General features: G+C 70.4%; 26 protein-coding genes. 15 read left to right on the top strand and 11 right to left on the bottom strand.

Annotated elements, in window-relative coordinates; translation table 11 throughout:
- The first annotated feature begins 87 nt into the window (after positions 1-87).
- The 7 genes from EIZ45_RS18945 (at position 88) to EIZ45_RS18915 (ending at position 7,293) form a co-directional block, all read left to right on the top strand.
- Complete coding sequence (locus EIZ45_RS18945) at positions 88-741, top strand: response regulator transcription factor (protein ID WP_009083595.1); 654 nt, start codon at positions 88-90, stop codon at positions 739-741.
- 9 nt (positions 742-750) lie between these two features.
- Positions 751-1,371, top strand: a complete 621-nt coding sequence (locus EIZ45_RS18940; protein ID WP_134665171.1) for a trimeric intracellular cation channel family protein — start codon at positions 751-753, stop codon at positions 1,369-1,371.
- A 131-nt stretch (positions 1,372-1,502) separates the two neighbouring features.
- Positions 1,503-2,195, top strand: a complete 693-nt coding sequence (locus tag EIZ45_RS18935; protein ID WP_037811118.1) for a response regulator transcription factor — start codon at positions 1,503-1,505, stop codon at positions 2,193-2,195.
- Positions 2,192-3,631: a HAMP domain-containing sensor histidine kinase gene (locus tag EIZ45_RS18930; RefSeq protein WP_134665169.1), complete on the top strand. Its 1,440-nt coding sequence runs from the start codon at positions 2,192-2,194 to the stop codon at positions 3,629-3,631. The genes EIZ45_RS18935 and EIZ45_RS18930 overlap by 4 nt, the downstream gene beginning before the upstream one ends.
- Positions 3,632-3,750: 119 nt before the next feature.
- The gene (locus tag EIZ45_RS18925) at positions 3,751-4,551 is read left to right on the top strand and encodes a DeoR/GlpR family DNA-binding transcription regulator (RefSeq protein ID WP_106961260.1); all 801 of its coding nucleotides are present in this window, start codon (positions 3,751-3,753) and stop codon (positions 4,549-4,551) included.
- Positions 4,548-5,618 carry a galactose-1-phosphate uridylyltransferase gene (gene galT / locus EIZ45_RS18920; RefSeq protein WP_037811124.1) on the top strand — a complete coding sequence of 357 codons (1,071 nt, stop codon included), beginning with the start codon at positions 4,548-4,550 and terminating at the stop codon, positions 5,616-5,618. The genes EIZ45_RS18925 and galT overlap by 4 nt, the downstream gene beginning before the upstream one ends.
- 79 nt (positions 5,619-5,697) lie before the next feature.
- A complete protein-coding gene (locus EIZ45_RS18915; RefSeq protein ID WP_134665167.1) occupies positions 5,698-7,293 on the top strand; it encodes a S1C family serine protease in 1,596 nt (531 codons plus the stop codon).
- 292 nt (positions 7,294-7,585) lie between these two features.
- On the opposite strand, the gene EIZ45_RS18910 is transcribed toward EIZ45_RS18915, so the two are convergent.
- Genes EIZ45_RS18910 through EIZ45_RS18890 form a run of 5 tightly spaced genes read right to left on the bottom strand, consistent with a single transcriptional unit; the run spans position 7,586 to position 11,196 of the window.
- Positions 7,586-8,038 (bottom strand): hypothetical protein, encoded by a 453-nt coding sequence (locus EIZ45_RS18910; protein ID WP_037811128.1) that lies wholly within the window; start codon positions 8,036-8,038, stop codon positions 7,586-7,588.
- Complete coding sequence (locus tag EIZ45_RS18905) at positions 8,035-9,246, bottom strand: molybdopterin-dependent oxidoreductase (RefSeq protein ID WP_238604169.1); 1,212 nt, start codon at positions 9,244-9,246, stop codon at positions 8,035-8,037. The genes EIZ45_RS18910 and EIZ45_RS18905 overlap by 4 nt, the downstream gene beginning before the upstream one ends.
- Positions 9,243-9,872 carry a class I SAM-dependent methyltransferase gene (locus tag EIZ45_RS18900; protein WP_037811130.1) on the bottom strand — a complete coding sequence of 210 codons (630 nt, stop codon included), beginning with the start codon at positions 9,870-9,872 and terminating at the stop codon, positions 9,243-9,245. The genes EIZ45_RS18905 and EIZ45_RS18900 overlap by 4 nt, the downstream gene beginning before the upstream one ends.
- Positions 9,869-10,540 (bottom strand): DUF2064 domain-containing protein, encoded by a 672-nt coding sequence (locus EIZ45_RS18895; RefSeq protein ID WP_134665165.1) that lies wholly within the window; start codon positions 10,538-10,540, stop codon positions 9,869-9,871. The genes EIZ45_RS18900 and EIZ45_RS18895 overlap by 4 nt, the downstream gene beginning before the upstream one ends.
- On the bottom strand, positions 10,537-11,196 hold the full coding sequence (locus EIZ45_RS18890; RefSeq protein ID WP_134665163.1) for a glycosyltransferase family 2 protein: 660 nt from the start codon (positions 11,194-11,196) through the stop codon (positions 10,537-10,539). The genes EIZ45_RS18895 and EIZ45_RS18890 overlap by 4 nt, the downstream gene beginning before the upstream one ends.
- Before the next feature lie 144 nt (positions 11,197-11,340).
- Between EIZ45_RS18890 and EIZ45_RS18885 the strand changes: the two genes are divergently transcribed.
- Genes EIZ45_RS18885 through EIZ45_RS18875 form a run of 3 tightly spaced genes read left to right on the top strand, consistent with a single transcriptional unit; the run spans position 11,341 to position 14,500 of the window.
- The gene (locus tag EIZ45_RS18885; protein ID WP_037811132.1) at positions 11,341-12,744 is read left to right on the top strand and encodes a hypothetical protein; all 1,404 of its coding nucleotides are present in this window, start codon (positions 11,341-11,343) and stop codon (positions 12,742-12,744) included.
- An 8-nt stretch (positions 12,745-12,752) separates the two neighbouring features.
- On the top strand, positions 12,753-13,454 hold the full coding sequence (locus tag EIZ45_RS18880; protein ID WP_037811133.1) for a response regulator transcription factor: 702 nt from the start codon (positions 12,753-12,755) through the stop codon (positions 13,452-13,454).
- Entirely contained in the window at positions 13,451-14,500 is a 1,050-nt protein-coding gene (locus EIZ45_RS18875) for a sensor histidine kinase KdpD (RefSeq protein ID WP_037811134.1), read from the top strand. The genes EIZ45_RS18880 and EIZ45_RS18875 overlap by 4 nt, the downstream gene beginning before the upstream one ends.
- An 18-nt stretch (positions 14,501-14,518) precedes the next feature.
- Here the strand turns inward: EIZ45_RS18875 and EIZ45_RS18870 are convergent, their stop codons facing one another.
- A complete protein-coding gene (locus EIZ45_RS18870; protein WP_240692031.1) occupies positions 14,519-15,367 on the bottom strand; it encodes an MBL fold metallo-hydrolase in 849 nt (282 codons plus the stop codon).
- 53 nt (positions 15,368-15,420) lie between these two features.
- Complete coding sequence (locus tag EIZ45_RS18865; protein WP_134665159.1) at positions 15,421-16,482, bottom strand: SDR family NAD(P)-dependent oxidoreductase; 1,062 nt, start codon at positions 16,480-16,482, stop codon at positions 15,421-15,423.
- Between the two features lie 123 nt (positions 16,483-16,605).
- Here EIZ45_RS18865 and EIZ45_RS18860 point away from each other — a divergent pair, with 123 nt between their 5' ends.
- Together EIZ45_RS18860 and EIZ45_RS46130 are read left to right on the top strand one after the other, a co-directional pair.
- A complete protein-coding gene (locus EIZ45_RS18860; RefSeq protein ID WP_009083558.1) occupies positions 16,606-17,106 on the top strand; it encodes a molybdenum cofactor biosynthesis protein B in 501 nt (166 codons plus the stop codon).
- A gap of 64 nt (positions 17,107-17,170) precedes the next feature.
- On the top strand, positions 17,171-17,344 hold the full coding sequence (locus EIZ45_RS46130; protein ID WP_162836035.1) for a hypothetical protein: 174 nt from the start codon (positions 17,171-17,173) through the stop codon (positions 17,342-17,344).
- Between the two features lie 4 nt (positions 17,345-17,348).
- On the opposite strand, the gene mscL is transcribed toward EIZ45_RS46130, so the two are convergent.
- The 4 genes from mscL to EIZ45_RS18840 form a co-directional block, all read right to left on the bottom strand.
- Positions 17,349-17,768: a large-conductance mechanosensitive channel protein MscL gene (gene mscL / locus EIZ45_RS18855; protein WP_037811136.1), complete on the bottom strand. Its 420-nt coding sequence runs from the start codon at positions 17,766-17,768 to the stop codon at positions 17,349-17,351.
- Between the two features lie 74 nt (positions 17,769-17,842).
- On the bottom strand, positions 17,843-18,502 hold the full coding sequence (locus EIZ45_RS18850; protein ID WP_240690731.1) for an SAF domain-containing protein: 660 nt from the start codon (positions 18,500-18,502) through the stop codon (positions 17,843-17,845).
- 129 nt (positions 18,503-18,631) lie between these two features.
- Entirely contained in the window at positions 18,632-18,961 is a 330-nt protein-coding gene (locus EIZ45_RS18845) for an FmdB family zinc ribbon protein (protein ID WP_078870386.1), read from the bottom strand.
- A 701-nt stretch (positions 18,962-19,662) separates the two neighbouring features.
- Positions 19,663-20,262, bottom strand: a complete 600-nt coding sequence (locus EIZ45_RS18840; RefSeq protein WP_134665157.1) for a 5-formyltetrahydrofolate cyclo-ligase — start codon at positions 20,260-20,262, stop codon at positions 19,663-19,665.
- A gap of 24 nt (positions 20,263-20,286) precedes the next feature.
- Between EIZ45_RS18840 and EIZ45_RS18835 the strand changes: the two genes are divergently transcribed.
- Genes EIZ45_RS18835 through EIZ45_RS18825 form a run of 3 tightly spaced genes read left to right on the top strand, consistent with a single transcriptional unit; the run spans position 20,287 to position 23,207 of the window.
- A complete protein-coding gene (locus tag EIZ45_RS18835; RefSeq protein ID WP_134665155.1) occupies positions 20,287-21,192 on the top strand; it encodes a UTP--glucose-1-phosphate uridylyltransferase in 906 nt (301 codons plus the stop codon).
- Positions 21,189-22,544 (top strand): gephyrin-like molybdotransferase Glp, encoded by a 1,356-nt coding sequence (gene glp, locus EIZ45_RS18830; protein WP_238604176.1) that lies wholly within the window; start codon positions 21,189-21,191, stop codon positions 22,542-22,544. The genes EIZ45_RS18835 and glp overlap by 4 nt, the downstream gene beginning before the upstream one ends.
- A 3-nt stretch (positions 22,545-22,547) precedes the next feature.
- Entirely contained in the window at positions 22,548-23,207 is a 660-nt protein-coding gene (locus tag EIZ45_RS18825; RefSeq protein ID WP_037811141.1) for a GNAT family N-acetyltransferase, read from the top strand.
- Positions 23,208-23,345 lie beyond the last annotated feature (138 nt).

Raw genomic sequence — 23,345 nt, 5'->3', positions numbered from 1 at the left:
GGTTTCGAAACCGTGAACAACAGTAGGTAATCTTCCGTAACGGGTGCGGGGAGCCGCCTCCAACCCACGGTTTGCCGGAGGGCTTCGTTGATCAAGCTCATGTTCGCCGACGACGAGGAACTAGTTCGGTCGGGGCTGCGCGCCATGATGTCCGGGGCGTCGGACATCGAGATCGTGGGCGAGGCGAGCGACGGCAGATCGGCGGTCGAGGTCGCCCGTCGCTATCACCCTGACGTCGCGCTGCTCGACATCAAGATGCGCGCCCCTGACGACGGCATTCGCGCGCTCCGGGCCATTCTCGCGCTGCCCGATCCGCCGACCGTCGCCATGCTCACCACCTTCGACATCGACGAGTACGTCAGCCTCGCGCTGCGGCTCGGCGCCAACGGCTTCCTGCTGAAGGACATCGACCCGGCGGCGCTGCTGCGGGCCGTGCGCGACCTGGCCAAGGGCGGTGCCGTCCTCGATCCGGGCGTGGCCGTGCGCATGGTGCAGAGCCACCGCGACGAGCAGCGGGCCGCGCAGCCGGCGCGCAAGCTCCTGGCCTCGCTGTCCGAACGCGAACGCGAGGTCGTCGCGCTGATCGGGCAGGGCCTGTCGAACGCCGAGATCGGCGGGCGGCTGCACCTGTCCGAGGCGACGGTGAAGGGGTACGTCTCGGCGGTGCTGTCGAAGATCGGCGCGGCCAACCGGGTGCAGGCCGCGCTCCTGGCCTACCGCGGCGGGCTTCTCGACCAGTAGAACCAGCACATGCTGCTGACCGCGCTCGAGTTCCTCGGGCTGGTGGCGTTCGCGGCGTCCGGGGCGCTGGCCGCGGTCCGGGCGCGGCTGGACGTGTTCGGGGTCGTCGTGGTCGGCCTGACCACGGCACTCGGCGGCGGCATCATCCGCGACGTGCTCCTCGGCATCCATCCTCCGACGTCCCTGCGCAACTGGCCGTACCTGGCCGTCTGCGCGGTGACGGCGCTGGTGGTGTTCGCCTTCCACCCGCAGGTCGCCCGGCTGCGCCACGCCGTGCTGCTCGCGGACGCGGTCGGGCTCGGAGTGTTCGCCACGGCCGGGACGACGCTGGCGCTGAACGCGGGCGCGACCGGGTACGCCGCGTGCTTGATCGGCATGACCAGCGGCATCGGTGGCGGCGCGGTCCGCGACCTGCTGCTACGGGAGATCCCGCTCGTGCTGCGCAAGGAGATCTACGCGATGGCCGCGCTGACCGGCGCGGTGTGCGTCTGGGCGGGGCACGCGCTGCACCTCCCGGCCGGCGCGGTCACGACCGTCTCGGCGGTGGTCGTGGTCGCGATCCGCGTGCTCGCTCTCTGGCGACACTGGAACGCCCCGGTCGCCCGGCCGCCGGAAGAGCGCTCGTTGTGATTTCCGCGTCCGCGACCCCCGGCGCGGCCAGTGCGAATGTGCCGCCCTGTCCGCGGTCGTCCGGAAATGCTCTTTGTGTGTTCTGCGTGTGTTCTTAGGCGGGTCTCAGCACTCTGCGTAAGACTGACGGCATGCGCATCCTCGTAGTGGACGACGACCGTGCCGTCCGTGAATCGCTCAGGCGGTCTTTGGAGTTCAACGGCTACACCGTGGAGCTCGCGAGCGATGGTGCGCAGGCGTTGGAGACGATCCTCGCCAACCGTCCGGACGCGATGGTTCTCGACGTGATGATGCCGCGCCTCGACGGGCTCGAAGTGGCCCGCCGGCTCCGCAGCACCGGCGACGACCTGCCGATTCTCGTGCTGACCGCCCGCGACACCGTCTCCGACCGGGTCTCCGGCCTCGACGCCGGTGCCGACGACTACCTGCCCAAGCCGTTCGCCCTGGAGGAGCTGCTCGCCCGTTTGCGCGCCTTGCTGCGCCGCGCCGCGCCGGACGCTCAGCAAGGCGAGACGTCGGAGGTGCTGTCGTTCGCCGACCTCACGCTGGACCCCGGCACTCGCGAGGTCCGCCGCGGCGGTCGCGAGATCAGTCTCACCCGCACCGAGTTCGCGCTGCTCGAGCTGTTCCTCTCGTACCCCAAGCACGTGCTGACCCGCGGAAGGATCCTGGAGGAAGTATGGGGTTACGACTTCCCGACGTCGGGCAACGCGCTGGAGGTCTACGTCGGCTATTTGCGCCGCAAGACGGAAGCGGACAACGAACCGAGGCTGATCCACACGGTGCGTGGAGTGGGGTACGTCCTGCGCGAGACCCCGCCGTGACCGACTACCCGGCGGGCGCGCACGCCGCGCCGGAGGGGGAGGTCCCGGATCCGCGGGGCACCCGGTGGACCACCCGGCGGTTCTCGCTGCGCGGCCGCGTCACGCTGCTGGCCGCGGCGTGCGTGGCGGGTGCGGTGGCGCTCGTGTCCCTGTGCGCGTACCTCGTAGTGCGCAACAACCTCCTCACTCAGCTCGACGACAACCTGCTGGCCCGCGCACAAGCCGCGGCGAACTCGCCCCAGGTGCCGACCGACCAGTTGCGCGAGGTCCCGGGAGCCTTGCTGGCCAGCGCTGACCTGCAGATCGGCCAGCTCAACGGCCTCACCGGCGACCTGATTTATCCGCAGCCGGGCACGCGGCCGCCCGTCGGCCCGTCCGAGATGCGCGTCGCGACCGGCGTGCTTCCGCAGTCGCTGCGCACCGACGCGGCCACCGGCATGCGCGTGGTCGCGGTGCCGCTCGGGCACGGGCAGGCGATCGTGCTGGCTCAGTCGATGGCTCCGACGATGCGCGCGCTAAACCAGCTGTCCGTGGTGCTGTTCCTCGTCGGCGGTGCCGGGATCGTGGTGGCCGCGGGCGCGGGCACAGCCGTCGCGCGCGCCGGATTGCGCCCCGTCGACCGGCTGACCTCAGCTGCCGAACGGGTAGCCGCGACCGGCGACCTGCGCCCGATCCCGGTGAGCGGCGATGACGAGCTCGCCCGGCTCACGCACAGCTTCAACATCATGCTCGGCACGGTCGCGGACTCGCAGGAACGGCAGCGGCAGCTGGTCGCCGATGCCGGGCACGAGCTGCGAACCCCGCTGACTTCCATGCGCACCAACCTGGAACTGCTGCTGTCGGCCAGCCGCCCGGGCGCGCCGTCGCTGCCGGACGAGGACCGTGCCGACATCGAGGCCGACATTCGCGGCCAGCTCGACGAGCTGACCCAGCTCATTGGCGACCTGGTGGAGCTGGCGCGGCAGGACGAACCGCGCGAGCAGGCCGAACGCGTCGACCTGATGGACGTGGTCGAGCGCGCACTCGACCGGGCGCGCCGGCGGGCGGGCGAGATCGAGTTCGAGGTCGCGCTGCAGCCGTGGGTGCTCACCGGCGACAACAGCTCGCTCGAGCGGGCGGTGCTGAACCTGCTGGACAATGCGGTGAAGTTCTCGCCGCAGGGTTCGCGGGTGCGGGTCACGCTGCGTCCGCTCGGCGACGGCACCGCGGTGGTCGAGGTCGCGGACTCCGGACCGGGCATCGCCGAGGAAGACCTGCCCAAGGTGTTCGACCGTTTCTACCGCTCTTCGGAGGCGCGCACCCTGCCCGGATCCGGCCTCGGGCTGGCGATCGTGAAGCACGCCGCCGAACGGCACGGCGGCACGGTTTACGCCAACCGGGCACCGGAAGGCGGCGCTCTGCTCACCATCCGGCTACCAGGGGCGCCCGTCGCCTGAGCGGTCCGCCACGCATGGCTGTCGCCCGGCAGGGGGACGCTTGATCTGCACGTCGCGCACACCTGATGTTGAATCGTGTAGGATTTTGTGCAGTTGATGGGTGTGCTTGGGGAGTGGCGGTGCTCGCGCGGCAGCGACAGGCGGTGATCCTCGAGGAAGCACGCCGGACCGGTGCGGTCCGGGTCAGTGACCTCGTCGCGAGGCTCGGCGTCTCCGACATGACGGTCCGCCGAGACCTCGACGTGCTCGCGGGCCGCGGCCTGGTCGAGAAGGTCTATGGCGGCGCGACGTCGCTGGTCGGCAAGAGCACCGACGAACCGGGGTTCGAGGCGAAATCGGTGCGCCAGCGCGCACAGAAGGAAGCCATCGCCGAACTGGCGGCCACCCTCGTCAAGCCGGGCACCGCGATCGGCCTGTCCGCGGGCACCACCACCTGGACGCTCGCGCACGCGCTCGACGGCGTCGAGGGCCTCACCATCGTCACCAACTCGATCCAGGTCGCCGATGTGCTGCGCAACGCGGGACAGCCGGACCGCACGGTGGTCCTCACCGGCGGAGTGCGCACCCCCTCGGACGCGCTGGTCGGACCGGTCGCCGTGCAGAGCCTGCGGACACTGCACCTCGACCTGGTGTTCCTCGGCGTGCACGGCATGGCGGTGGGGCCCGGGTTCACCACCCCGAACCTCACCGAGAGCGAAACCGACCGCGCGCTGGTGGAGGCCGGACGGCGGCTGGTGGTGCTCGCCGACCACACAAAGTGGGGCACCGTCGGCATTTCCACGATCGCGGACCTGGAAGAAGCACAGGTCGTGGTGACCGACGACGGACTGGACGACCGCGCGCGGGAAGACCTCGCGGAGCGGGTCGGAGAACTCATGATCGCCGAAACGGCGGAGAACCTCGAGGCAGAAGAAGCGTGAAACGCACTGTGCGGTACCTGGCCGACGGCCGGGAGATCATCTATTTCGACCACACCGACGACCGCGAACGGCTCGCCGAGGACACCCGGGACCTGCCGCCGGTCGCGGCGGCCTCGGAGATCCGCCGCGACCCGCTGACCGGCGAGTGGGTCGCGATGGCGGCGCACCGCCAGACGCGCACGTACAAGCCGCCCGCCGACCTTTGCCCGCTCTGCCCGACCCGGCCGGGCAAACCGAGCGAAATCCCCGAAGCCGACTACGACGTGGTCGTCTTCGAGAACCGGTTCCCGTCGTTCTCGCAGCAGGCGACCGGCGAACCGTCCACTGTGGACGGCTTGGGCCTCGTCCCGACCGCGCCGGGCCTCGGCCGCTGCGAGGTCGTGTGCTTCACCAGCGACCACGACGGCGCGTTCTCCCGGCTGATCCCGGAACAGGTGCGCCTCGTGGTGGACGCCTGGGCCGACCGCACCGCTGCGCTCGCGGCGACGCCTGGCGTGGAACAGGTCTTCCCGTTCGAGAACCGCGGCGAGGAAATCGGCGTCACGCTCTCGCATCCGCACGGCCAGATCTACGGCTACCCGTTCGTCACGCCGAAGACCGAGCGGATGCTGGCGGTCGCACGCGAACACGGCGGCTCGGTGCTCGGCGACGTGCTGGCCGCGGAACGGAAATCGGGCGAGCGCGTGATCGCGACCGGCGAGCACTGGACGGCTTTCGTGCCGCCTGCCGCGCGCTGGCCGGTGCACATCCAGATCGTGCCGCACCGGCAGACGCCGGACCTCCCGTCGCTCACCGACGCCGAGCGCGACGACTTTTCCCGCGTGTACCTGGACGTCCTGCGCCGGTGCGACGCGCTGTACGACCGGCCGCTGCCCTACATCGCGGGCTGGCACCAGGCTCCGGTGCGGCGGGACCGGGAGCTGTCGTGGCTGCACCTGGAGCTGTTCTCCGTGCTGCGGGCCAAGGACAAGCTGAAGTACCTGGCCGGATCCGAGTCGGGCATGGCGGTCTGGATCAACGACGCCACCCCGGAACAGATCGCGGAACGGCTTCGTTCGGCAGGCTGACCGGACCTCGCGGCATACTCATCTACGAAACACAGGTTCGACTCAGGAACCTCTCAGGCCCAGCCGCTTAGGTGAGGACATGACCGAGAACGACCCCCACGTGCCCGACTCCGCGGCGGGTCGCCAGGACCCGGGCGCCCAGCCGGGCGCCGAAGGCCAGGCGGCCTGGCAGCAGACCCCGGCTCAGCCGGACCAACCCTCTTCCGGCGGCGACGCGAACCAGTCGGCTTCCAGCGCCACTGGTTCGACCGCCGCGTACGGTTCGGCCGCTGAGGGCTCGGCGGGGACGTCCGGCACTGGCACGGCGAGCGGCGACGCTTCCGGTGCGTACGGAGCGCCTGCGGGGCAGTACGGCGCCGCTCCGACGTATGGGGCCGCTGCTCCGGCTGGAAGCACGCCGAATCCGTGGTCGGCCCAAGGCGCGGCCGCACCGCACGCTGGCGCGCCCCAGAGCGGCGCGATCCCCGGCGCTCAGCAGCCCTACGGCAGCCAATACCCCGGCGGCACGCACACTCCGCCCGCCGGAGCTCCGGCCAATCCTTACGGCGCACCGGGAACCTCGGTGTACGGCGTCCCCGCGCAGCGCGAGAAGAAGGGGTCGGCGGGCAAGCTCCTCGCGAGCGTCGCCGCGATCTCGCTCGTGATCGGCGGCGTGGCGGGCGGAACCGTCGGGTACCTGACCGGCGGGTCCGGTTCGTCGGTGAGCGCGCTCGACGCGCCGAAACCCGCGCAGCAGACCGGCAACGTGCCGGCCGGTTCGGTCGAATCGGTGGCGCAGAAGCTGTCGCCGAGCGTGGTCGAGCTGCAGGTGTCCGGCCGGACCGCAGCGGGCGAGGGCTCCGGCTTCGTGATCAGCAGCGACGGCTACATCCTCACCAACAACCACGTCGTCCAGGTCGCCGCGAACGGCGGCCAGATCCAGGCCGTGTTCCAGGACGGCAAGAAGGCCGCGGCGAAGGTCGTCGGCCGTGACCCGACCACGGACATCGCCGTGGTCAAGGTGTCCGGCGTCAGCAACTTGAAGCCGGTCGAACTGGGCCGCTCCGACGACCTGCGGGTCGGCCAGCAGGTGGTGGCCATCGGTTCGCCGTACGAGCTGACCGGCACGGTCACCTCGGGCATCGTCAGCTCCCTGCACCGCCCGGTGCAGGCAGGCGGCGACGAAACCGACCAGACCACGGTGATGGACGCGATCCAGACCGACGCCGCGATCAACCCCGGCAACTCGGGCGGTCCGCTGTCGAACATGAACGGCCAGGTCATCGGCATCAACTCGGCCATCTACAGCCCGAACTCGGGCCGCGGCCAGGGCAGCGGCAGCGAGGGCGGCAACGTCGGCATCGGCTTCGCCATCCCGATCGACCAGGCGCGCCGCACCGCGCAGGACATCATCAAGACCGGGCACGCGACCCAGACGTTCATCGGCGCGAAGGTCACCGACGCGCCCCAGGGCGGCGCTCAGCTCGGCGACATCACGCCGGGCAGCCCGGCGGAGAAGGCGGGCCTGAAGTCCGGCGACGTGGTGACCAAGATCGACGACCGCGTCATCGACAGCGCCAACACGCTCGTCGCCGCGATCCGCACCCGCGCCCCGAACGACCAGACCACCTTCACCCTCGCCGACGGACGCACGGTGCAGGTCACCTTGGGCGGACAGGCGGTACCGGCCAACTAGTTCGCTCGGCCGCCGAGGCGCGGCCGAGACCAGCCACGGCTCGACCCCCTATCCGCGCTGGGGCCGAACCTTTGCAGGCCGCGCGCGACCGGAGCACAAGAGCCGGTCGCGCGTGGCCGTTTTTCATGCCCAGCGCGCGAAAACCGGCTCGCACACGAAAACACGAAGAGGCTCTCCGTGCCGCCTCCGACTCGGCACGGAGAGCCTCTCCGCGTGCGGTGAGGTGCCCACGCGCACGCTGTCCCAAACGCCGAATCCGCGGGAAAATTCCGGTACCGGAAGAAAACCCAGGTCAACTACGTGCGCGCGGCCGAATTTTCCGTGCCGCCTGCCGCCGTACCCGGACAATCCGGACGAGCGAAACGACCAGCACGGCACTCCACACCACGGCGAGCGTCGCCAGCAGCCCCAGCCATGTGTTCCCGTCGTGCAGACCGGGCTTCGGCGGCACGCCATAAGCACGCCACAGCAGCGGGAACGCCACGAAACCCAGCACCGCGGTCAACGCCGCGCCGACCTGCACTGGCCCACGCCACGGCAGCGGCAGGAATCGAGCGAGCAGCAGACCGACTACGCCCGCGATCGGAGCGAACACCGCGTCGTTGACGATCGGACCGCCGCCGATCCACAGCAACGTCGTGAAACTGTCCGGCCACGCCGGCGCCGCGTACTCGAGGAACAGCACGATCCCGTACGCCAACGCCGTTAATCCGGGCAGCACCAGCAGAATTCGCGCGGTCTTCACCGCACCTCCAGCTTCTCGACCCACTTCGTCTGCAACACGCCTGGCCGACTGGGTGCGATCACGCGGCACGGATACCCGTGGTCGAGATTCAGCACCTCACCGTTCAGTTCCAGCGCCAGCAACGTGAGCGGGTCGGCCGTGTGCTCGCCGGGCAACACGCTGACGCCGTACAGGCCGGTCTTCTCCAGCGACGACACCCGCACGTCCACGCCGGGCGAAGTCCCGCTCGCGCGCAGCAGGTCCGGGAACGAGACGCCGCGCCAGGTCGCCATCTGGCTCCACCCTTCGACGCACGCGATCGGCAAGTCCACAGTGGTCTGCGGCAACGCCCGCAGCTCGGCCAGCGTGAACTGCCGAGTCCCCGCCGGAGTCACCACGGACAACCGCCATCCAGGATCCTGCGCTGCCCGCGTGACCCGCGCTGCCACGGCCGTGCGGTTGACCGGCAGCTTCTGCGTGCCCTTGTCCGATCGCCACGACAACCCGGAGACGTTCCGCAGCGCCGGAACGGTCGCCCCAGCGGTCGCCAGCACGGCAACTCCGGTCGCGATCCCCGTGGTGGTCAGGAATCCCCGACGCGACAACCCAGGGCCAGACTGCTGAGCGGGCGCACGCTCCCGCGTCAGCGCCCGCCGGATCACCGGGAGCTTCACCGCGACATGCACGAAGATCGATCCGATCGCGACCCATGCCACCGCATAGTGCACCTGAGGAAAGTAGAAATTCCATGGGTAATTCTGCGCGACGTTCAGCAGTCCCGAACTCAGCTCGAAGAACGCTGCGCCGGACAGGACAAGGATCGACAGCCGCTCCACGGCGTGCGGCACCGAGCGCACCAGCGGCCGCTCGAACAGCTTCGGGTAGACGCTCCACAGTTTGGCCAGCAGCAACGGAATCGCCGCGATCCCGGACAGCACGTGTGCGCCCTGCGTCACCCGATACAGCCACACCGGACGGCTCGGCCAGAAGAACCACTCGGGCGGATGCTGGATCAAATGGCTCAGCAGACCGGTGATGAAGCAGATCAGGAACGCGAGCCCGAGCAGGCTGCCGACCCGGGCGGTCGCGCGTTCGCCGTGCGCACCGCCCTTGAACTGCTCCGCCCTCGGCACCCGGCGATCGACGGCACGGGCCCGTTCGCCGATCTTTGCCTGTGCTGCGGAAACCCGAGCGTCGAGCCCGCGCCACGCGGCTGCCAGCCGTTTCATGCGCGTGCCAGCTTCGCGAACCAGCGGCGGCCGCGACTGGTCGTCCACGCCACTCGAAAACCCGTCCGCACCGCGATTTCCGCAATGGCGTCGACACCGACCCACGCCCAGGTGAACCACCGCCCACCAGCGGGATCCGGCCGCAAGCGGACGTGGTCGCGGCGCACTCCCTGGCCGGGCTCCTCCAGTTCCACGAGCACGTCGCCATCTAGCGTGAGCAACTCGTGCACCCGCCGCAGCAGCGCATCGGGATCACCACCGATCCCGATGTTGCCGTCAGCCAGCAGCACGTGACTCCATCGTCCCTCGCCAGGAAGGCGAGTGAAAACGTTGCGCTGCAACGCACTCGCTCCGCGCCGTCGAGTCAGCCGCACCGCGACCGGCGAACTGTCCACGCCGAGGGCCACCACGCCTCGACGCGTCAACGCAGCGGTAAGCCGACCGGGTCCGCAGCCGACGTCGAGCGTCGGACCCGCGCACGCGTCCAGCAGCACGGCGTCGCCCGCACCGCAACCGTCCGCCCAACGACCGACCGGCAGCTCGATCCGGTCGCCGTTGGCGAGCTCCAGCCAGCAGTGATGGCCGAGCAGCCCGCGATCGAATTCCCGCCCAGTCGCGAGTTTCATGCCACCACTCCCACCGCGTCGACCGCGGCGGCGAACCTGGTGTCCGGCCGGATCGCGGCCACCCGCAGCGCGTCCTCCATGGTGTCCACATCGGACAGTGTCGGCAGCTCGACGACGCGGAGCCCGTTTCCTTCCAATGCCGCTCGGGTGCGGAATCCGGTGTCCGGACGCGACATCGGAACTCCGGCGAGCACTTGCGCCTGCCGCGGATCAGCCAGCCCGAGTCCCCACCAGCCCCCGTCTTCCGCGCTGCCCAGCACTGCGCGGCTGTCTCCGTCGACGACCGGCTTGATCGCCGAAGCCAGCAATACGGGGGAGACCTGCGGCGTGTCCATGCCGATCTGCAGCACGGGCAACCCGGCATGCACCGCGGCGGTGTCGGAGTGCGCGTTGGCCAGCCGGGTGCCGAAATCCCAGCCCCGCTGCGCAATCACGGTCGCCTTCCGCAACGCCCGGCCGATTTCGCCGCCTCGCGCCGCCTCCGAGAGGTCGCCCGTCATCGCCACGACGGTGATCGCGCCGTCAGTGGCGAACGCAGCGTCCAGCGTGTCCAACAGCGCGGAGGCGGCGATCTCCGCGGCCTGTTCTGGCGTCGCCGGCGGGCACAACCGAGTCTTCGCGAAGCCCGGCACCGGGGCTTTCGCGACTACAAGCAGGCAGAACGTCATCGGGCGAGCACCCGCCCGAAGTCCCGCACCGCTCGCAACGTGCCGCGCATCGAACCGGACACCTTCGATTTCGTGCCCCGCGCCCGTTCCCGGTAAGTGACGTCGAACTCTTGGACCGTCCAGCCCGCACGCTGAGCCTTCACCAACAGCTCAAGCGGGTAGCCGAAAGCCCGGTCCGTGACGTCGAGAGCCAGCAACTCCCGACGACGCACCGCCCGCAGCGGCGCGATGTCCCGCACTGGCAGCCCACGGGACCGCAAGAGCAGCGAGAGGACGGCATTGCCTGCTCTTGCGTGCCACGGCCAAGCCGCCCGGGAAACCGGCACCCGGCGCCCGACCGCGAGGTCAGCCCCATCCACAACCGCGGCGACCAGACGCGGCAACTCGGCCAGATCGAGTGATCCGTCGGCGTCTGCGAAACAGACGATGTCGGCGGTCGCGTTCTCCAACCCGGTGTGGACAGCGGCACCGTAACCACGCCGCGGCTCGTCGACGACTTTCGCGCCGTGCGCGGCCGCGACATCGGGGGAACCGTCGCGCGACCCGTTGTCCACGACGATCGCGCGATACCCCGCCGGCAGACCGGCGAGCACGCCGGGCAGCGCGGCCGCCTCGTCGAGGCAGGGGAGGACGACGTCCGCTCCGAATTCGTTCACGAGGCGTACGGTAGGTCTGGAAAGGACAGTGCAGAACCCTTGCTGTGCTTACCAAATCCTGACTTTCGCCCAGATCTTACCGACTTCTCACGGATCCGCCGGAACCCTGCCGGACGCCCGCCCGCGGGGTTATCGTGACCGGCGATGAGCGAGTCGACGAAGGCTGCCCGGCTCGCCGAGCCGCCGCCCCCGGTTCCCGTCCGTCCCCGGTTCCGCGCCGATCTCGTGACGGTCGGCGTCACCCTCGTGGTGATCGCCGCCGCGACCGCGGTTGGCGTGTACTACAACCGGCCAGGTTCGGACGTGGTGATCTACGCGTTCGCGCCGCCGTTGTTCGCGCATTGGCTGCCACACGTCGGCCCCGGCTCGGTGTTCGCCGTCCTGATCGCCGCCGGTGTCGTCCTGTACGGCCCGACCCTGGCCGCCCGGCTGCGATGGCGGCGCGCCCTGGCCGCGGGTTACCTGGCCTCCCTCGCCTGGATCTTCTCGCTCGCCATGGTGGACGGCTGGACGCGCGGCTTCACCGGCCGGCTGACCACTGTGCAGGAGTACCTGCACGAAGTCCCCGGCATCACGGACATCCCGCGGTTCCTCCGCGAATTCTCCTCGCGCATCCTCGACTTCCAGCCGAACTCGTGGACCACTCACGTGTCCGGCCACCCGCCCGGCGCGACCCTCGTCTTCGTCTGGCTCGACCGGCTCGGCCTCCACGGCGGTGCCTGGGCGTCGACCGCGGTCGTGCTGGTGGCCGCGCTGGTCGCGGTGGCGGTACCCGCGACGATCGCCCTGCTCGGCCGCCCCGACGCCGCCCGCGCGGCGCTTCCGTTCGCCGTGCTCAGCCCAGGCGCGGTGTGGCTGGGCGTATCCGCGGACGGCCTCTTCGCCGGCGTGACCGCCACCGGCATCGCACTGCTCGCCCTGGCGTCGGTGGGCTTCCGGGAACAGCGCGGTTACGCGTGGCCCACGGCGTTGGCAGCCGGGATTCTCATCGGGTTCGGGATCTTCCTCTCCTACGGCCTCGTCTTGCTCGGCTTGGTCGCGCTGGCCGTCGCCGTGCTCGGCAGGCAATGGCGGGCCACTCTCGTCGCTGCCCTCGGTGCGCTAGCAGTGGTCGCCGTGTTCGCGCTCGCCGGTTTCTGGTGGTTCGACGGCTACCACCTCGTGGTCGAGCGCTACTACCAGGGCGTTGCGCTGGTGCGGCCGTATTCCTACTGGGTGTGGGCCGATCTGGCCGCGGTGGCGGTCGCGTGCGGCCCCGCAGTAGTCGCAGCGGCTCGCCGGGGAGTGGCCAACGCGGTCTTCTTGCCTTCCCGCCGGACGATCCTGCGCGATCCGGTGCTGCTGATCGTGGTGGCGGCTCTGCTCACGATCGTGTTCGCTGATTCGTCCGGCCTGTCGAAGGCTGAGGTAGAACGGATCTGGCTACCGTTCGGCGCGTGGCTGATCCCGGCCACGGCGCTGCTCCCGGCGGGCCACCGCCGCTGGTGGCTGGCCGGACAGGCGGTGGTCGCGCTCGCGGTCAACCACCTGCTGCTGACGAACTGGTGAGGTGAGGCATGGAGGACCAAGCGGGTCGCGTGCTCGTGGTAGACGACGACGAGACCGTGCGCGACGTCGTCCGTCGCTACCTCGAAACCGCCGGTTTCACCGTCGACCTGGCCGGCGACGGCACGGCGGCGCTCGCCCGGTTCGCCGAGCGCGTGCCGGATCTGGTGGTGCTCGACGTGATGATGCCCGGGCTGAACGGCCTGGAGGTGTGCCGTCGGCTGCGGCAGACGAGCCAGGTGCCGATCGTCATGCTCACCGCACTCGGCGAGGAGGAAAACCGCATCGCCGGACTGCAGTTGGGGGCCGACGACTACGTCACCAAACCGTTCAGCCCCAAGGAACTCACCCTGCGCGTGGCATCCGTGCTGCGCCGGGCCCGGATGCCGCGGCCCGAGCCGCCCACGGCTGAACTGACGGACGGCAACCTCCGGCTCCAGATGACCGCCCGCCAGGCGACGCTCGACGGCGCGGCGCTGCCGCTTACGACGCGCGAGTTCGATCTCCTCGCGTTCTTCCTCTCCCATCCCGGCGTCGCGTTCAGCCGGGCTGACCTGCTGGAAAAGGTGTGGGGCTGGGATTTCGGCGACCAGTCCACGGTGACTGTCCACGTGCGCCGGCTGCGCGAGAAGATCGAACGTGACCCGGCCAAACCGGTCCGCGTCGCGACGGTGTGGGGCGTCGGCTACCGCTACGACCGGACACAGCCGTGATCGGCTCGGGCGAGTCGGCGTGGGACATGTTCGTCCACGTCCTGCACATCCTGCCGCTCGCCTTGCTGTTCGCCTTGCCGGTGGCAGCGCTGGGCGGACTCGCGCTTTACCTGCTGCGGCACCGGTCGCTGGCCACGACGATGACCACGCTCGTGCTGACCCCGGTCGCCGCGATGCTGGTCGGGATCCTCGGCGTGAGCGGCTTCATGTTCACCGAGGCCCTGACCACGGAACTGCTGGTGTGCCTGCTCGTGGCACTGGTGGCGGTGCCCGCGGCGATGGTGCTGGGCCGGGTCATCGCGCGGCGCAGTGTGTGGGAACGCGAGGCGCGGGACCGCGAACGCGCGGCGGAGGCGTCGCGTCGCGAACTGGTCGCGTGGATCAGCCACGACCTTCGCAGCCCGCTCGCCGGGATCCAGGCGATGGCGGAGGCACTGGCCGACGGCGTGGTTTCGGAGCGCGCCGAGGTGGCCGACTACGCCCAGCGCATCAGCGGCGAGACCACCCGGCTGTCCGGCATGGTGGGGGATCTCTTCGAGCTGTCCCGGATCACCGCGGGCGCACTCGAACTGAGCATGTCGGCGGTGCCGCTGCGCGACGTGGTGAGCGACGCGGTCGCCGCGCAGGCACCGGTGGCTGACCGCAAACGCGTACGGGTGCTGGAAAACGCGTCGGCGTGGCCAGTGGTGTCCGGCAGCGATCCGGAGCTGGCGCGGATCGTGCGGAACCTCGTGTCCAACGCCATCCGGCACACTCCGCCGGACGGCACGGTCGCCGTGCAGATCGGCATCGACGGCGACCAGGCGCTGCTGGCCGTGGACGACGGCTGCGGCGGGATTCCGGACGACGAGATCAGCCGGGTCTTCGACGTCGCCTTCCGCGGCACCCAAGCCCGCACCCCTGACCGCAGCGGCACCACCAGCGGCGGCGGGCTGGGCCTGGCGATCGCGAAGGGCCTGGTGGAGGCACACCGGGGACGGATCGGCGTGCAGAACCACGGCCCAGGATGCCGCTTCGAGGTGCGGTTGCCGCTGGCGGCCTCCTGAGCCATCTATTGTGGACAGTCAGGAAGCGGCAACCGCCGCGACCGGCTCCACGCTGTGGTCGGCCGCGAGCCGGAAGAACGGCTCGTCCGGGAAATGCGCGGCCGCGACGATCGTGCCGGTACCGACCACCTCGCCGAGCCAACGGCGGCGGGTCAGCTCCGCCTGTCCGGGATTGGCGTCGGACGCAGCACCGATCGCCGGGTCAGCCATCTGCTCCGGAATCTGGAAGACGTCGCCGATCAGGACAGCACGACGGTCCTGGTCGGCGACTTCCAGCACGTAATGACCTGGCGTGTGCCCGGGCGCATGCCGGACGGTGACGCCGGGAGCGACCATTTCCCCGTCAAGCAGCGGACGCAGTTTGCCCTGGGCGCGAAGGGCTTCCAGCGCTACGCGGCCGCGGTCGTGCCGCCCCGCTGGCTCGATGAACGCTGCCCAGTCGGGCGCGCCGTACCGCACGTCGGCATTCGGGAAGTACGGCTCGCCGTTCGGCGCGACCCAGCCGATGTGGTCGGCGTGCAGATGAGTCAGCACCACGGTGTCGATGTCTGCGGGGGCAATCCCGGCCTCAGCGAGCGCTGCGGGCAAGCCGCCGGTGTGCTCCGGCTCGGCGGCGCTGACCACGGGGTGCAGTTGCTCTTTGGAGTGCTGCGGCAGATGCGGCTCGCCGGACGCACGCGGTCCGAAACCGGCGTCGACCAGCACGCTGCGGCCGCCCGTCCGGATCAGGAACGCGCCGATGACCACGGGCACGGTGCTCGGCGCCGAGCGCTTGCCCTGAAGTCCCGGGAAGAACGACGACGGCAGCTGCAACCGTCCGTCGGTCAGCGCGTGGATTTCAATGTCCCCCACCACGATGGAACGCATGCCCAGCATCAAGATCCGGTACGGCCGATTCATTCCGGAACGTGATCTTCACCTCATCGGGTGACGGAGGCACGCAGCTCCGCGGTGGCGAACGCGGCGATGCCCTCCGCAAAGGACGTTTCCGCCCGGAACCCGAGCAGCTCCCGTGCTCGAGCCGGGTCGGCGACCACGTGCCGGACGTCCGCGGGCCGCGCGCCGCCGACGATCCGCGGCTCCGGCCCTCCGCAGGCACGGGCCAGCTCCCGGGCCAGGTCGCCGACGCTGTGCGGCTGTCCGGAACAGACGTTCAGCGGCGTGAGATCTGCCTCCGGACCGTCGCTTCGGAGCGCGAGGACGTTCGCTCGGGCCACGTCGTCCACGTGCACGAAATCCCGCTGTTGCCGCCCGTCCTCAAGCACGGTCGGCGCTTCGCCGCGCTCCAATGCCGAACGGAACAGCGACGCCACGCCCGCGTATGGCGTGTTCTGCGGCATCCGCGGGCCGTAGACGTTGTGGTAGCGCAACGCCCAGACCGTGCCGCCGGTCTGCCGCGCCCATGCGCCCGCGAGATGTTCTTGCGCCAGTTTCGTTGCCGCGTAGGTGCTTCGAGGCAACAGCGGCGCGTCTTCGGGCACGAGTTGCCAGCCCAACTCGGCACCGCAGCGCGGGCAAGCGGGTTCGAATCGTCCGGCGTCCACATCGGACTGCCGGCGGGGTGACGGCGGAACGACACCGTGTTCCGCACACGCGTAGCGCCCCTCTCCGTAGACCACCATCGACGAGGCGAGCACGAGCTTTCGCACCTTCGCCGCATGCATCGCGGCCAGCAGCACGGCGGTGCCGTAGTCGTTGTTCAGCGCATACGAGGGCGCGTCGGAGGGATCCACGCCGTGCCCGACCACCGCGGCCTGGTGACAGACCGCGTCGACGCCGTCGAGCAGCTCGGCGACGATCTCGGTGTCGGTGACGTCACCGCGGAGGAAACGGTGCCGCTGGGTGTATTCGGGCGGCGTGGTGGAGCCGTGCGCGGTGGACAGCAGGTTGTCCAGCACGACGACCTTGGCGCCGTCGTCGGCCAGCTGATCGGCGATCCGGGACCCGATGAACCCGGCTCCGCCGGTGATGAGCACTCGCACCTCGCCGACGCTAGGCGGCCCGGCCCGGGGTGCGCGCGGCCTGCGGGGACCACGTCACCGAATCGTCAGAAATCACCGGGCCCGTGGCGGCGAAGCGGGCCCCGAACCGGATACGGTGTCGGCATGGAACGGAGCGCACAGCGGCTGGGCCGGGCACTCGTGGTGATTGTGGACGACCGGGTCGCGCACGGGGAGCACGAGGACACCTCGGGGCCGCTCGTCACCGAGCTGCTCGAGGAGGCCGGGTTCATCGTCGACGGCGTCGTGGTGGTCGAGGCCGAGACCGCGGGCATCCGCAACGCGCTCAACACGGCGGTGATCGGCGGGGCGGACCTGGTGATCACGGTCGGCGGCACCGGAGTGTCGCCGCGCGACCGCACGCCGGACGCGACCGCCGGGGTCCTCGACCGCCCGATCCCGGGCATCGGCGAGGCCCTGCGCGCCTCGGGGCTGGCCGCGGGCGCGGTCGACGCTGGGATCTCCCGCGGCCTGGCCGGCGTTTCGGGCAGCACGCTGGTGGTCAACCTGGCCGGCTCGCGCGCGGCTGTGCGCGACGGCATGGCGACCCTCTCCTCGCTGGTCCCGCACGTGATCGACGAGCTTTCCGGTCTCGAAGAGGTCTGAGCCCGGCCGTTTCGCGGCGGATGTCTCTCTGCACTTGTCAAACAACAGGTGGGACGATGGACCCATGCCGCACGAGGAACGACGTCCCCGCACAGACGAGGCCCAGCGCCGCCGCCGGGTCGACGAGATCTTCGGCGACGTCCTGCCGGAGACCACGTCCGATGAGCGGGGCCGGGGCCCGGAGACCACTCCGGATTCGTGGTATCTCGAGAACCGGCCCCCGCATCACGATCGGTGACCCCTCAGCTGTCGCGGCTGGAGGGGCCGTTGCCCTGCTGCGCGCGCAGCAGGTCGCGGATTTCGATGAGCAGCTCGACGTCGGTGGGCTCGGCGGGACCGGGCTCCTGGCCGCGCTTCCGCCGCTCCTGCAGGTGCTTCACGGGCAGGACGACCAGGAAGTAGACGATCGCCGCCACGATCACGAAGTTGATCGCCGCGTTGATCACGCCGCCGAAGTCCATGAAGGTCGCGCCGTTTGCCTTGAGGATCCGGAAACCGAGCCCCTGCGCCGCGTCGGAACCGCCGATCGCGCTGATCAGCGGCTTGATCAGGCCGTTGGTGAACGCGGTGACGATCGCGGTGAACGCGGCGCCGATCACGACGGCGACCGCGAGGTCGACGACGTTGCCGCGCATCAGGAAGTCCTTGAAACCTTTCAGCACTGCTGCTCCCAGGGGATTCGGGACAGGCGTCTGGCCGCCTTCAGACAGCCGTCGCCCGTCGGAACAGGGTCGGGTTAGCGGAGAGTAACCGTTACCGGTCGTTCGAGCGAGGAAGCAGCGACCTGCGTGGCAACCTGTGCCGGCAGCGCGAGCAGCACCAGCGGACCCTTCTGCGGCGGGCCCAAAGTGCGGTTCCCGGTGTCGTCGGAACGCCGGACGGTGACCACCGAAGCCCCTCTGGCCAGCACAGACGCGGAATTTGTGGTATCCGCGCCCGCGACGACGTCAACGCGCTGGCCCGGCTGAAGCAACTCGGCGACGGCCGCGTCCGCGAGCCGGACGGCCACGGTGACCGCGCCGGGTTCACCCGTTGCGGGGAGGTTGTTGCCCAGAAGCCGGACGTCGGTGATGGGCTCGCCGGCTCGCGCCGCGCCGGACAGAAGCCGGCCCACCGCTGTGTCGGTCGCCGAGAGCGCGCCGGACGGGCGGAGGTTGTCGGGCAGCGCGACGGTCCGCACGTCCGCAGCGCGCAGGACTGAGCCCGCGGGCAGGTCGCGTGCGGAGACCACCGTCGAGGTGGCGGGTGCGCCCCGTGCGGAGGGCGGGAGAAACAGGACGAGCAGGCCGGCCAAGAGCAAGGCCGCCGCGAGACACCGGCGGAGCATCCGGGCTCGCCGCCCGCGCGGCAGACGGACGTCAGGCAGCGCGGGAAGGCGGCTGAGCAAGGTGTTCACGGTTGTCCCCTCGTCGGTTCCGGTACGGCGGGATGCCGCACGAATCCGACGTTAAGGACGTCGCGAACCGGCCGGAAGAGCCGATTCGCGAACCTGTGGACAACTGGCCCCTTGTGGATAACTCGGGGGTCAGGAGGGCGTGGAAGCCGTTTTTGTCGTGCTCGTCGTGGAGGATGTGTTCGAGGACGAAGAAGACGTCGACGAAGAGGAGGTGGTGGACGACGAGTCGGACTTGGCGCTCTCGGTCTTGGCCGGGGTCGCGGAGGTGCTCGACTTGCTCGAATCACGCGAATCCGTGCGGTAGAACCCGCTGCCCTTGAAGACCACGCCGACCGAACTGAAGACCTTGCGCAGGGCGCCGGAGCACTGCGGGCAGACGGTCAGGCTGGGGTCGGAGAAGGACTGCACCGCCTCGAAGCGGTGGTCACATTCCTTGCAGGCGTACTGGTACGTGGGCACTGAAGCTCCTTCATGCACTGGCACTCGACCTACAAGAGTGCTAACCCAATTGTGCTGGACAGCATTCCCTCAGCGCAATTACCCCTTGCTCACAGTGCGGGCGAGGAAGGGGCGGTGGCGGGTTAGTGCTGGTCAGGACGTCCTAGGTGGCGGTTGGTGGGTGGCTGGACTGCGGCTGATCCGGTCGGCTGGGCCGTTGCTGGGCTGGTTGGCGGGGTTTGGAGGGGCCTCGTGGGCGGGCTTGCTCGCGGCGGTTTTGGTCGTCGTGAGGGGCGGGTGTTGGTGTGGGTTGTGTGCGGATGCGTGGTTTGGGTGGTTCGTGGCTGGATGGCGGCGATCGGATTCGGGCGGCGGGTCATGGTGGCGGCCATCGGGTTCGGTGGGGCCATGACGGTGGGTATCGGGTTCGGGCAGCGGTAACGGACGCGGCTGGCCGATTGAGTGGTCTTGACCACTTTCGAGCCGAGCCGAGCCGAGTCGGGCCGGACCGAGCCGCGCCGTGCCACGTCGCCGCGCCGAGCCGCGTCGTGCCGCCTGGAGCCGCCGAGCGAGCCGCGTCGTGTGGAGCCGTCGCGCCGTTGAGCCGTTGAGAGGCGTCGCGTGGAGCAGCTGAGCCGAGCTCTGTCGCGCTGAGGCGCCGAGCGGAGCCGTGTCGCGCTGAACCCACGCTGCGTCCCGCCGAGCCGCGCCGAGTGGCGGTCTCACCTGGCAGCGGCAGCCGTTGGCAGCCGGATAAGGCCGGAGGGCGTCAGGACGGCGGTCATGGGCACGTCGTGGGGTTCGGCCGGGAGGTGCTCGACGACCTCCTCTGCGCGCACCACGGCCACGCGGGCGGTGTCGGGCGCGGCGGTCAGGGTGCGGTCGTAGTAGCCCGCTCCGCGGCCGAGGCGGGTGCCGTGGCGGTCGACGGCCAGGGCGGGGATCAGCAGCACCTGCGCCGACGCCACTGCGGCGGTGCCCAGGCGTGGGCCGGAGGGTTCGAGGACGCCGCGGAGGCGTCCGGGGATCAGGGCGTCCGGGCCGGTGTACTCGGACCAGTCGAGCGGGCCCGGCGTGTCCGGGATGACGGGCAGCAGGACGCGCGCGCCCGTCGCGGCCAGGGCTTTCACCAGGGAGATTTGGCCGGGCTCGGTGCCGAAAGGGAGGTACGCGCACACCGTTTCCGCGTGGATTGACGACGCTGCGGTCGCCAAGGCGGCTGCCTCGCGAGCGTGGGCTTCGGGGGGCAGTTCGGCGCGGGCGCGAAGGATTCGTGTCCGCCACTCCGCCTTGCTCGGGGTCTCATTGCCCGGCTCGTGCATGAGACCAGGTTAGGCTTTGCGCCCATGACGGGCGCCTCAACCACCCAGACCTTCAGAACCGCCATCGTGCCTGCCGCAGGCCTCGGCACGCGATTCCTGCCGACCACGAAAGCGGTGCCCAAAGAGCTGCTGCCAGTGGTCGACACGCCGGGGATCGAGATCGTCGCGAGCGAGGCGGCGAGTGCGGGGGCGAAGCGGCTGGTGATCGTCACCTCGCCGGACAAGGAAGCTGTCGTCCGGTACTTCGAGGCGAAGCCGGACCTGGAGAAGACGCTCGAGGACAAGGGCAAGACCGAGCTGCTGGCGAAGGTCCGGCGCGGGCCGGAGCTGCTGGACGTCGAGGTCGCGATCCAGGAGCAGGCACTCGGGCTCGGGCACGCGGTCGCGCAGGCCGAGCCGAACCTCACCGACGAAGACACCGCTGTCGCCGTTCTCCTGCCCGATGACCTCGTGTTGCCCGCCGGGGTCCTCGACCGGATGTCGGCCGTCCGCGCCCAGTACGGCGGAAGCGTGCTTTGCGCCTTCGACATTCCGAAGGAACAGATCTCCCCGTACGGCGTCTTCGACGTCACCGACACCGGCGACCCGGACGTCAAGCAGGTCCACGGCATGGTCGAGAAGCCCAAGCCGGAGGACGCGCCGTCGACCTACGCCGCGGCTGGGCGGTACCTGCTCGACCGGGCGATTTTCGACGCGCTGCGCCGGATCGAGCCCGGTGCGGGCGGCGAGCTGCAGCTCACCGACGCCGTCGCGCTGCTGATCCAGGAGGGGCACCCCGTGCACATCGTCGTCCACCGCGGCGGGCGGCACGACCTGGGCAACCCGGGCGGATTCCTGCGCGCCGCCGTCGATTTCGCGCTCGAGGACCCGGATTACGGGCCGTCGCTGCGCACCTGGCTGACCGAACGGATCGGAAACGATCGCCCATGACGGACTCCCTCGATTCCACCCCTGCCGTCCCGACCGAAGACGTGCCCGAACCGACGGTTCAGGCCGTCGCCGCGGCGGAATCGGCGGAAATCGTTGCCTCGACGGAAGAATCCGCCGAGACCGGCGATTTCCGCTCGGTCGACGAGCAGATCGCGCTGACCCTCGACGCCGCCGTGCGCCCGCGTCCGGTTCGCGTCGCGATCTCCGAAGCGCAGGGTCTGCTCTGCGCTGAGGAGGTCGTCGCCGAGCACGCGCTGCCCGGGTTCGACCAGGCGGCGGTCGACGGTTACGCGGTCCGGAGCGTCGACGTGCAGACCGCCGGACAGGAACCGGTCCAGCTGCCGGTCGTCGGCGAAATCCCGGCTGGCTCGCGTCAGCCGCGACGGCTGCAGCCGGGCCAGGCCGTGCGGGTCGACACCGGCGCGCCGCTGCCCACGCTCGCGGACGCCGTCGTCCCGACCGCTTACACCGACGGCCACCAGGCCAAGGTCACCATCACCCGTTCCGTGCCGTCGGCCGGCTACGTGCGCCGGACCGGCGAGGACGTGCAGATCGGCGACGTCGCGGTGCGCAAGGGCGACACCATCGGCTCCGCGCAGGTCGGGCTGCTCGCCGCGGTCGGCCGCGCGAAGGTGCTGGTCTACCCCCGGCCGCGGGTCTCGATCGTGTCGGTTGGCGACGAGCTCGTGGACATCGACCGCACGCCGTCGGTCGGCCAGGTCTACGACGTCAACTCGTACGCGCTGGCCGCGGCCGCTCGCGACGCGGGCGCCGAGGTGAGCCGGGTCGGCATCGTGCCGGGCGACCCGAAGCGGCTGCGCGAGGTCGTCGAAGGACGGCTGCTGATGTCCGAGATCGTGGTCGTCGCGGGCGGGGCAGGCGGGTCTTCCGGCGACGAGGTGCACGCCGCGCTGTCCGACCTCGGGCACATCGACCTGACGAGGGTCGCGATGCACCCCGGCTCGGTGCAGGGCTTCGGCAGGCTCGGCCCGGACTCGGTGCCGACCTTCCTCATCCCGGGCAACCCGATGAGCGCGCTCGTGGTGTTCGAGGTGCTGGTACGGCCGCTGATCCGCACCGCGCGCGGCACGCGCAACCCGCACCGCCGGGTGGTCGGCGCGAGGCTGCTTTCGTCGATCACCTCGACGAAGGGCCGCCGCGGCTACCTGCGCGGCCAGCTGCTGCGCGACGAGGCGAACGGCGAGTACCTGGTGCAGCCGCTCGGGACGTCGGGTGCGCATCTGCTCGCGTCGCTGGCCGAGGCCAACTGCCTCATCACCGTCGAGGAGGATCTCACCGAGGTGGCCGCGGGCGACCAGGTCAAGGTCACCTTCCTCGCCCAGCGCGCCTGATCCGTGGCCGCACTCGCCGACTCGGTCGAAAACCGGCACCCCGGCTGGCCCGCCACGCTCGGCCCCCTGCGGATCCCGGCAGGCGTGCTCGCCGTGCGCCCGGTGCGGCTGCGCGACGCCGGCGAGTGGAGCCGCGTCCGGTTGCGCGACCGCGAGCACCTCGAGGAGTGGGAGCCGACCGGGATCGGGCCGTGGGCGGACCGCAACGCGTTCTGGTCGTGGCCGTCGCAGTGGGCGGCGCTGCGCGGTCTGGCGCGGCGCGGGCAGTGCCTGCCGTTCACGATCACGGTTGACGGAAAGTTCGCGGGGCAGATCACTGTCGGTAATGTGATCCGCGCCGCACTCCGGTCGGCCTGGATCGGGTATTGGGTGTCGTCCGAGATCGTCCGGGGAGGCGTGGCCACCGCGGCCGTCGCGCTCGTGACAGATCACGCTTTCGATGTCGCCGGCCTGCACCGGCTCGAAGCGACCGTGCGGCCGGAGAACAACGCCAGCATCCGCGTGCTCACCAAGGCCGGATATCGGCAGGAAGGGCTGTTCGAGCGGTACCTCGATGTCGCAGGCGCCTGGCGTGACCACCTGTGTTTCGCCGTGACGAAAGAGGAGACCGGCAACGGCCTGGTGTCCCGGCTGGTGGCGTCCGGACGCGCCGAACTGGCCTGACGGTGACTACGCGTCCCAGTGCGATCACGCGTTACCACATCATGTGAGATTCACCTAATGCGGTGATGCATTTTCGTGATCGAACCCGGCGAGTCTGCGCCTCCTGTGTGACTGTTGTGGCTAGCGTGACTACAGCAG

Source organism: Amycolatopsis sp. CFH S0740, from assembly GCF_004522315.1.
GTDB classification, from domain to species: domain Bacteria; phylum Actinomycetota; class Actinomycetes; order Mycobacteriales; family Pseudonocardiaceae; genus Amycolatopsis; species Amycolatopsis nivea.
Note: the sequence above shows the minus strand (reverse complement) of the source record. Positions and strands in the feature narration are given on the sequence as shown.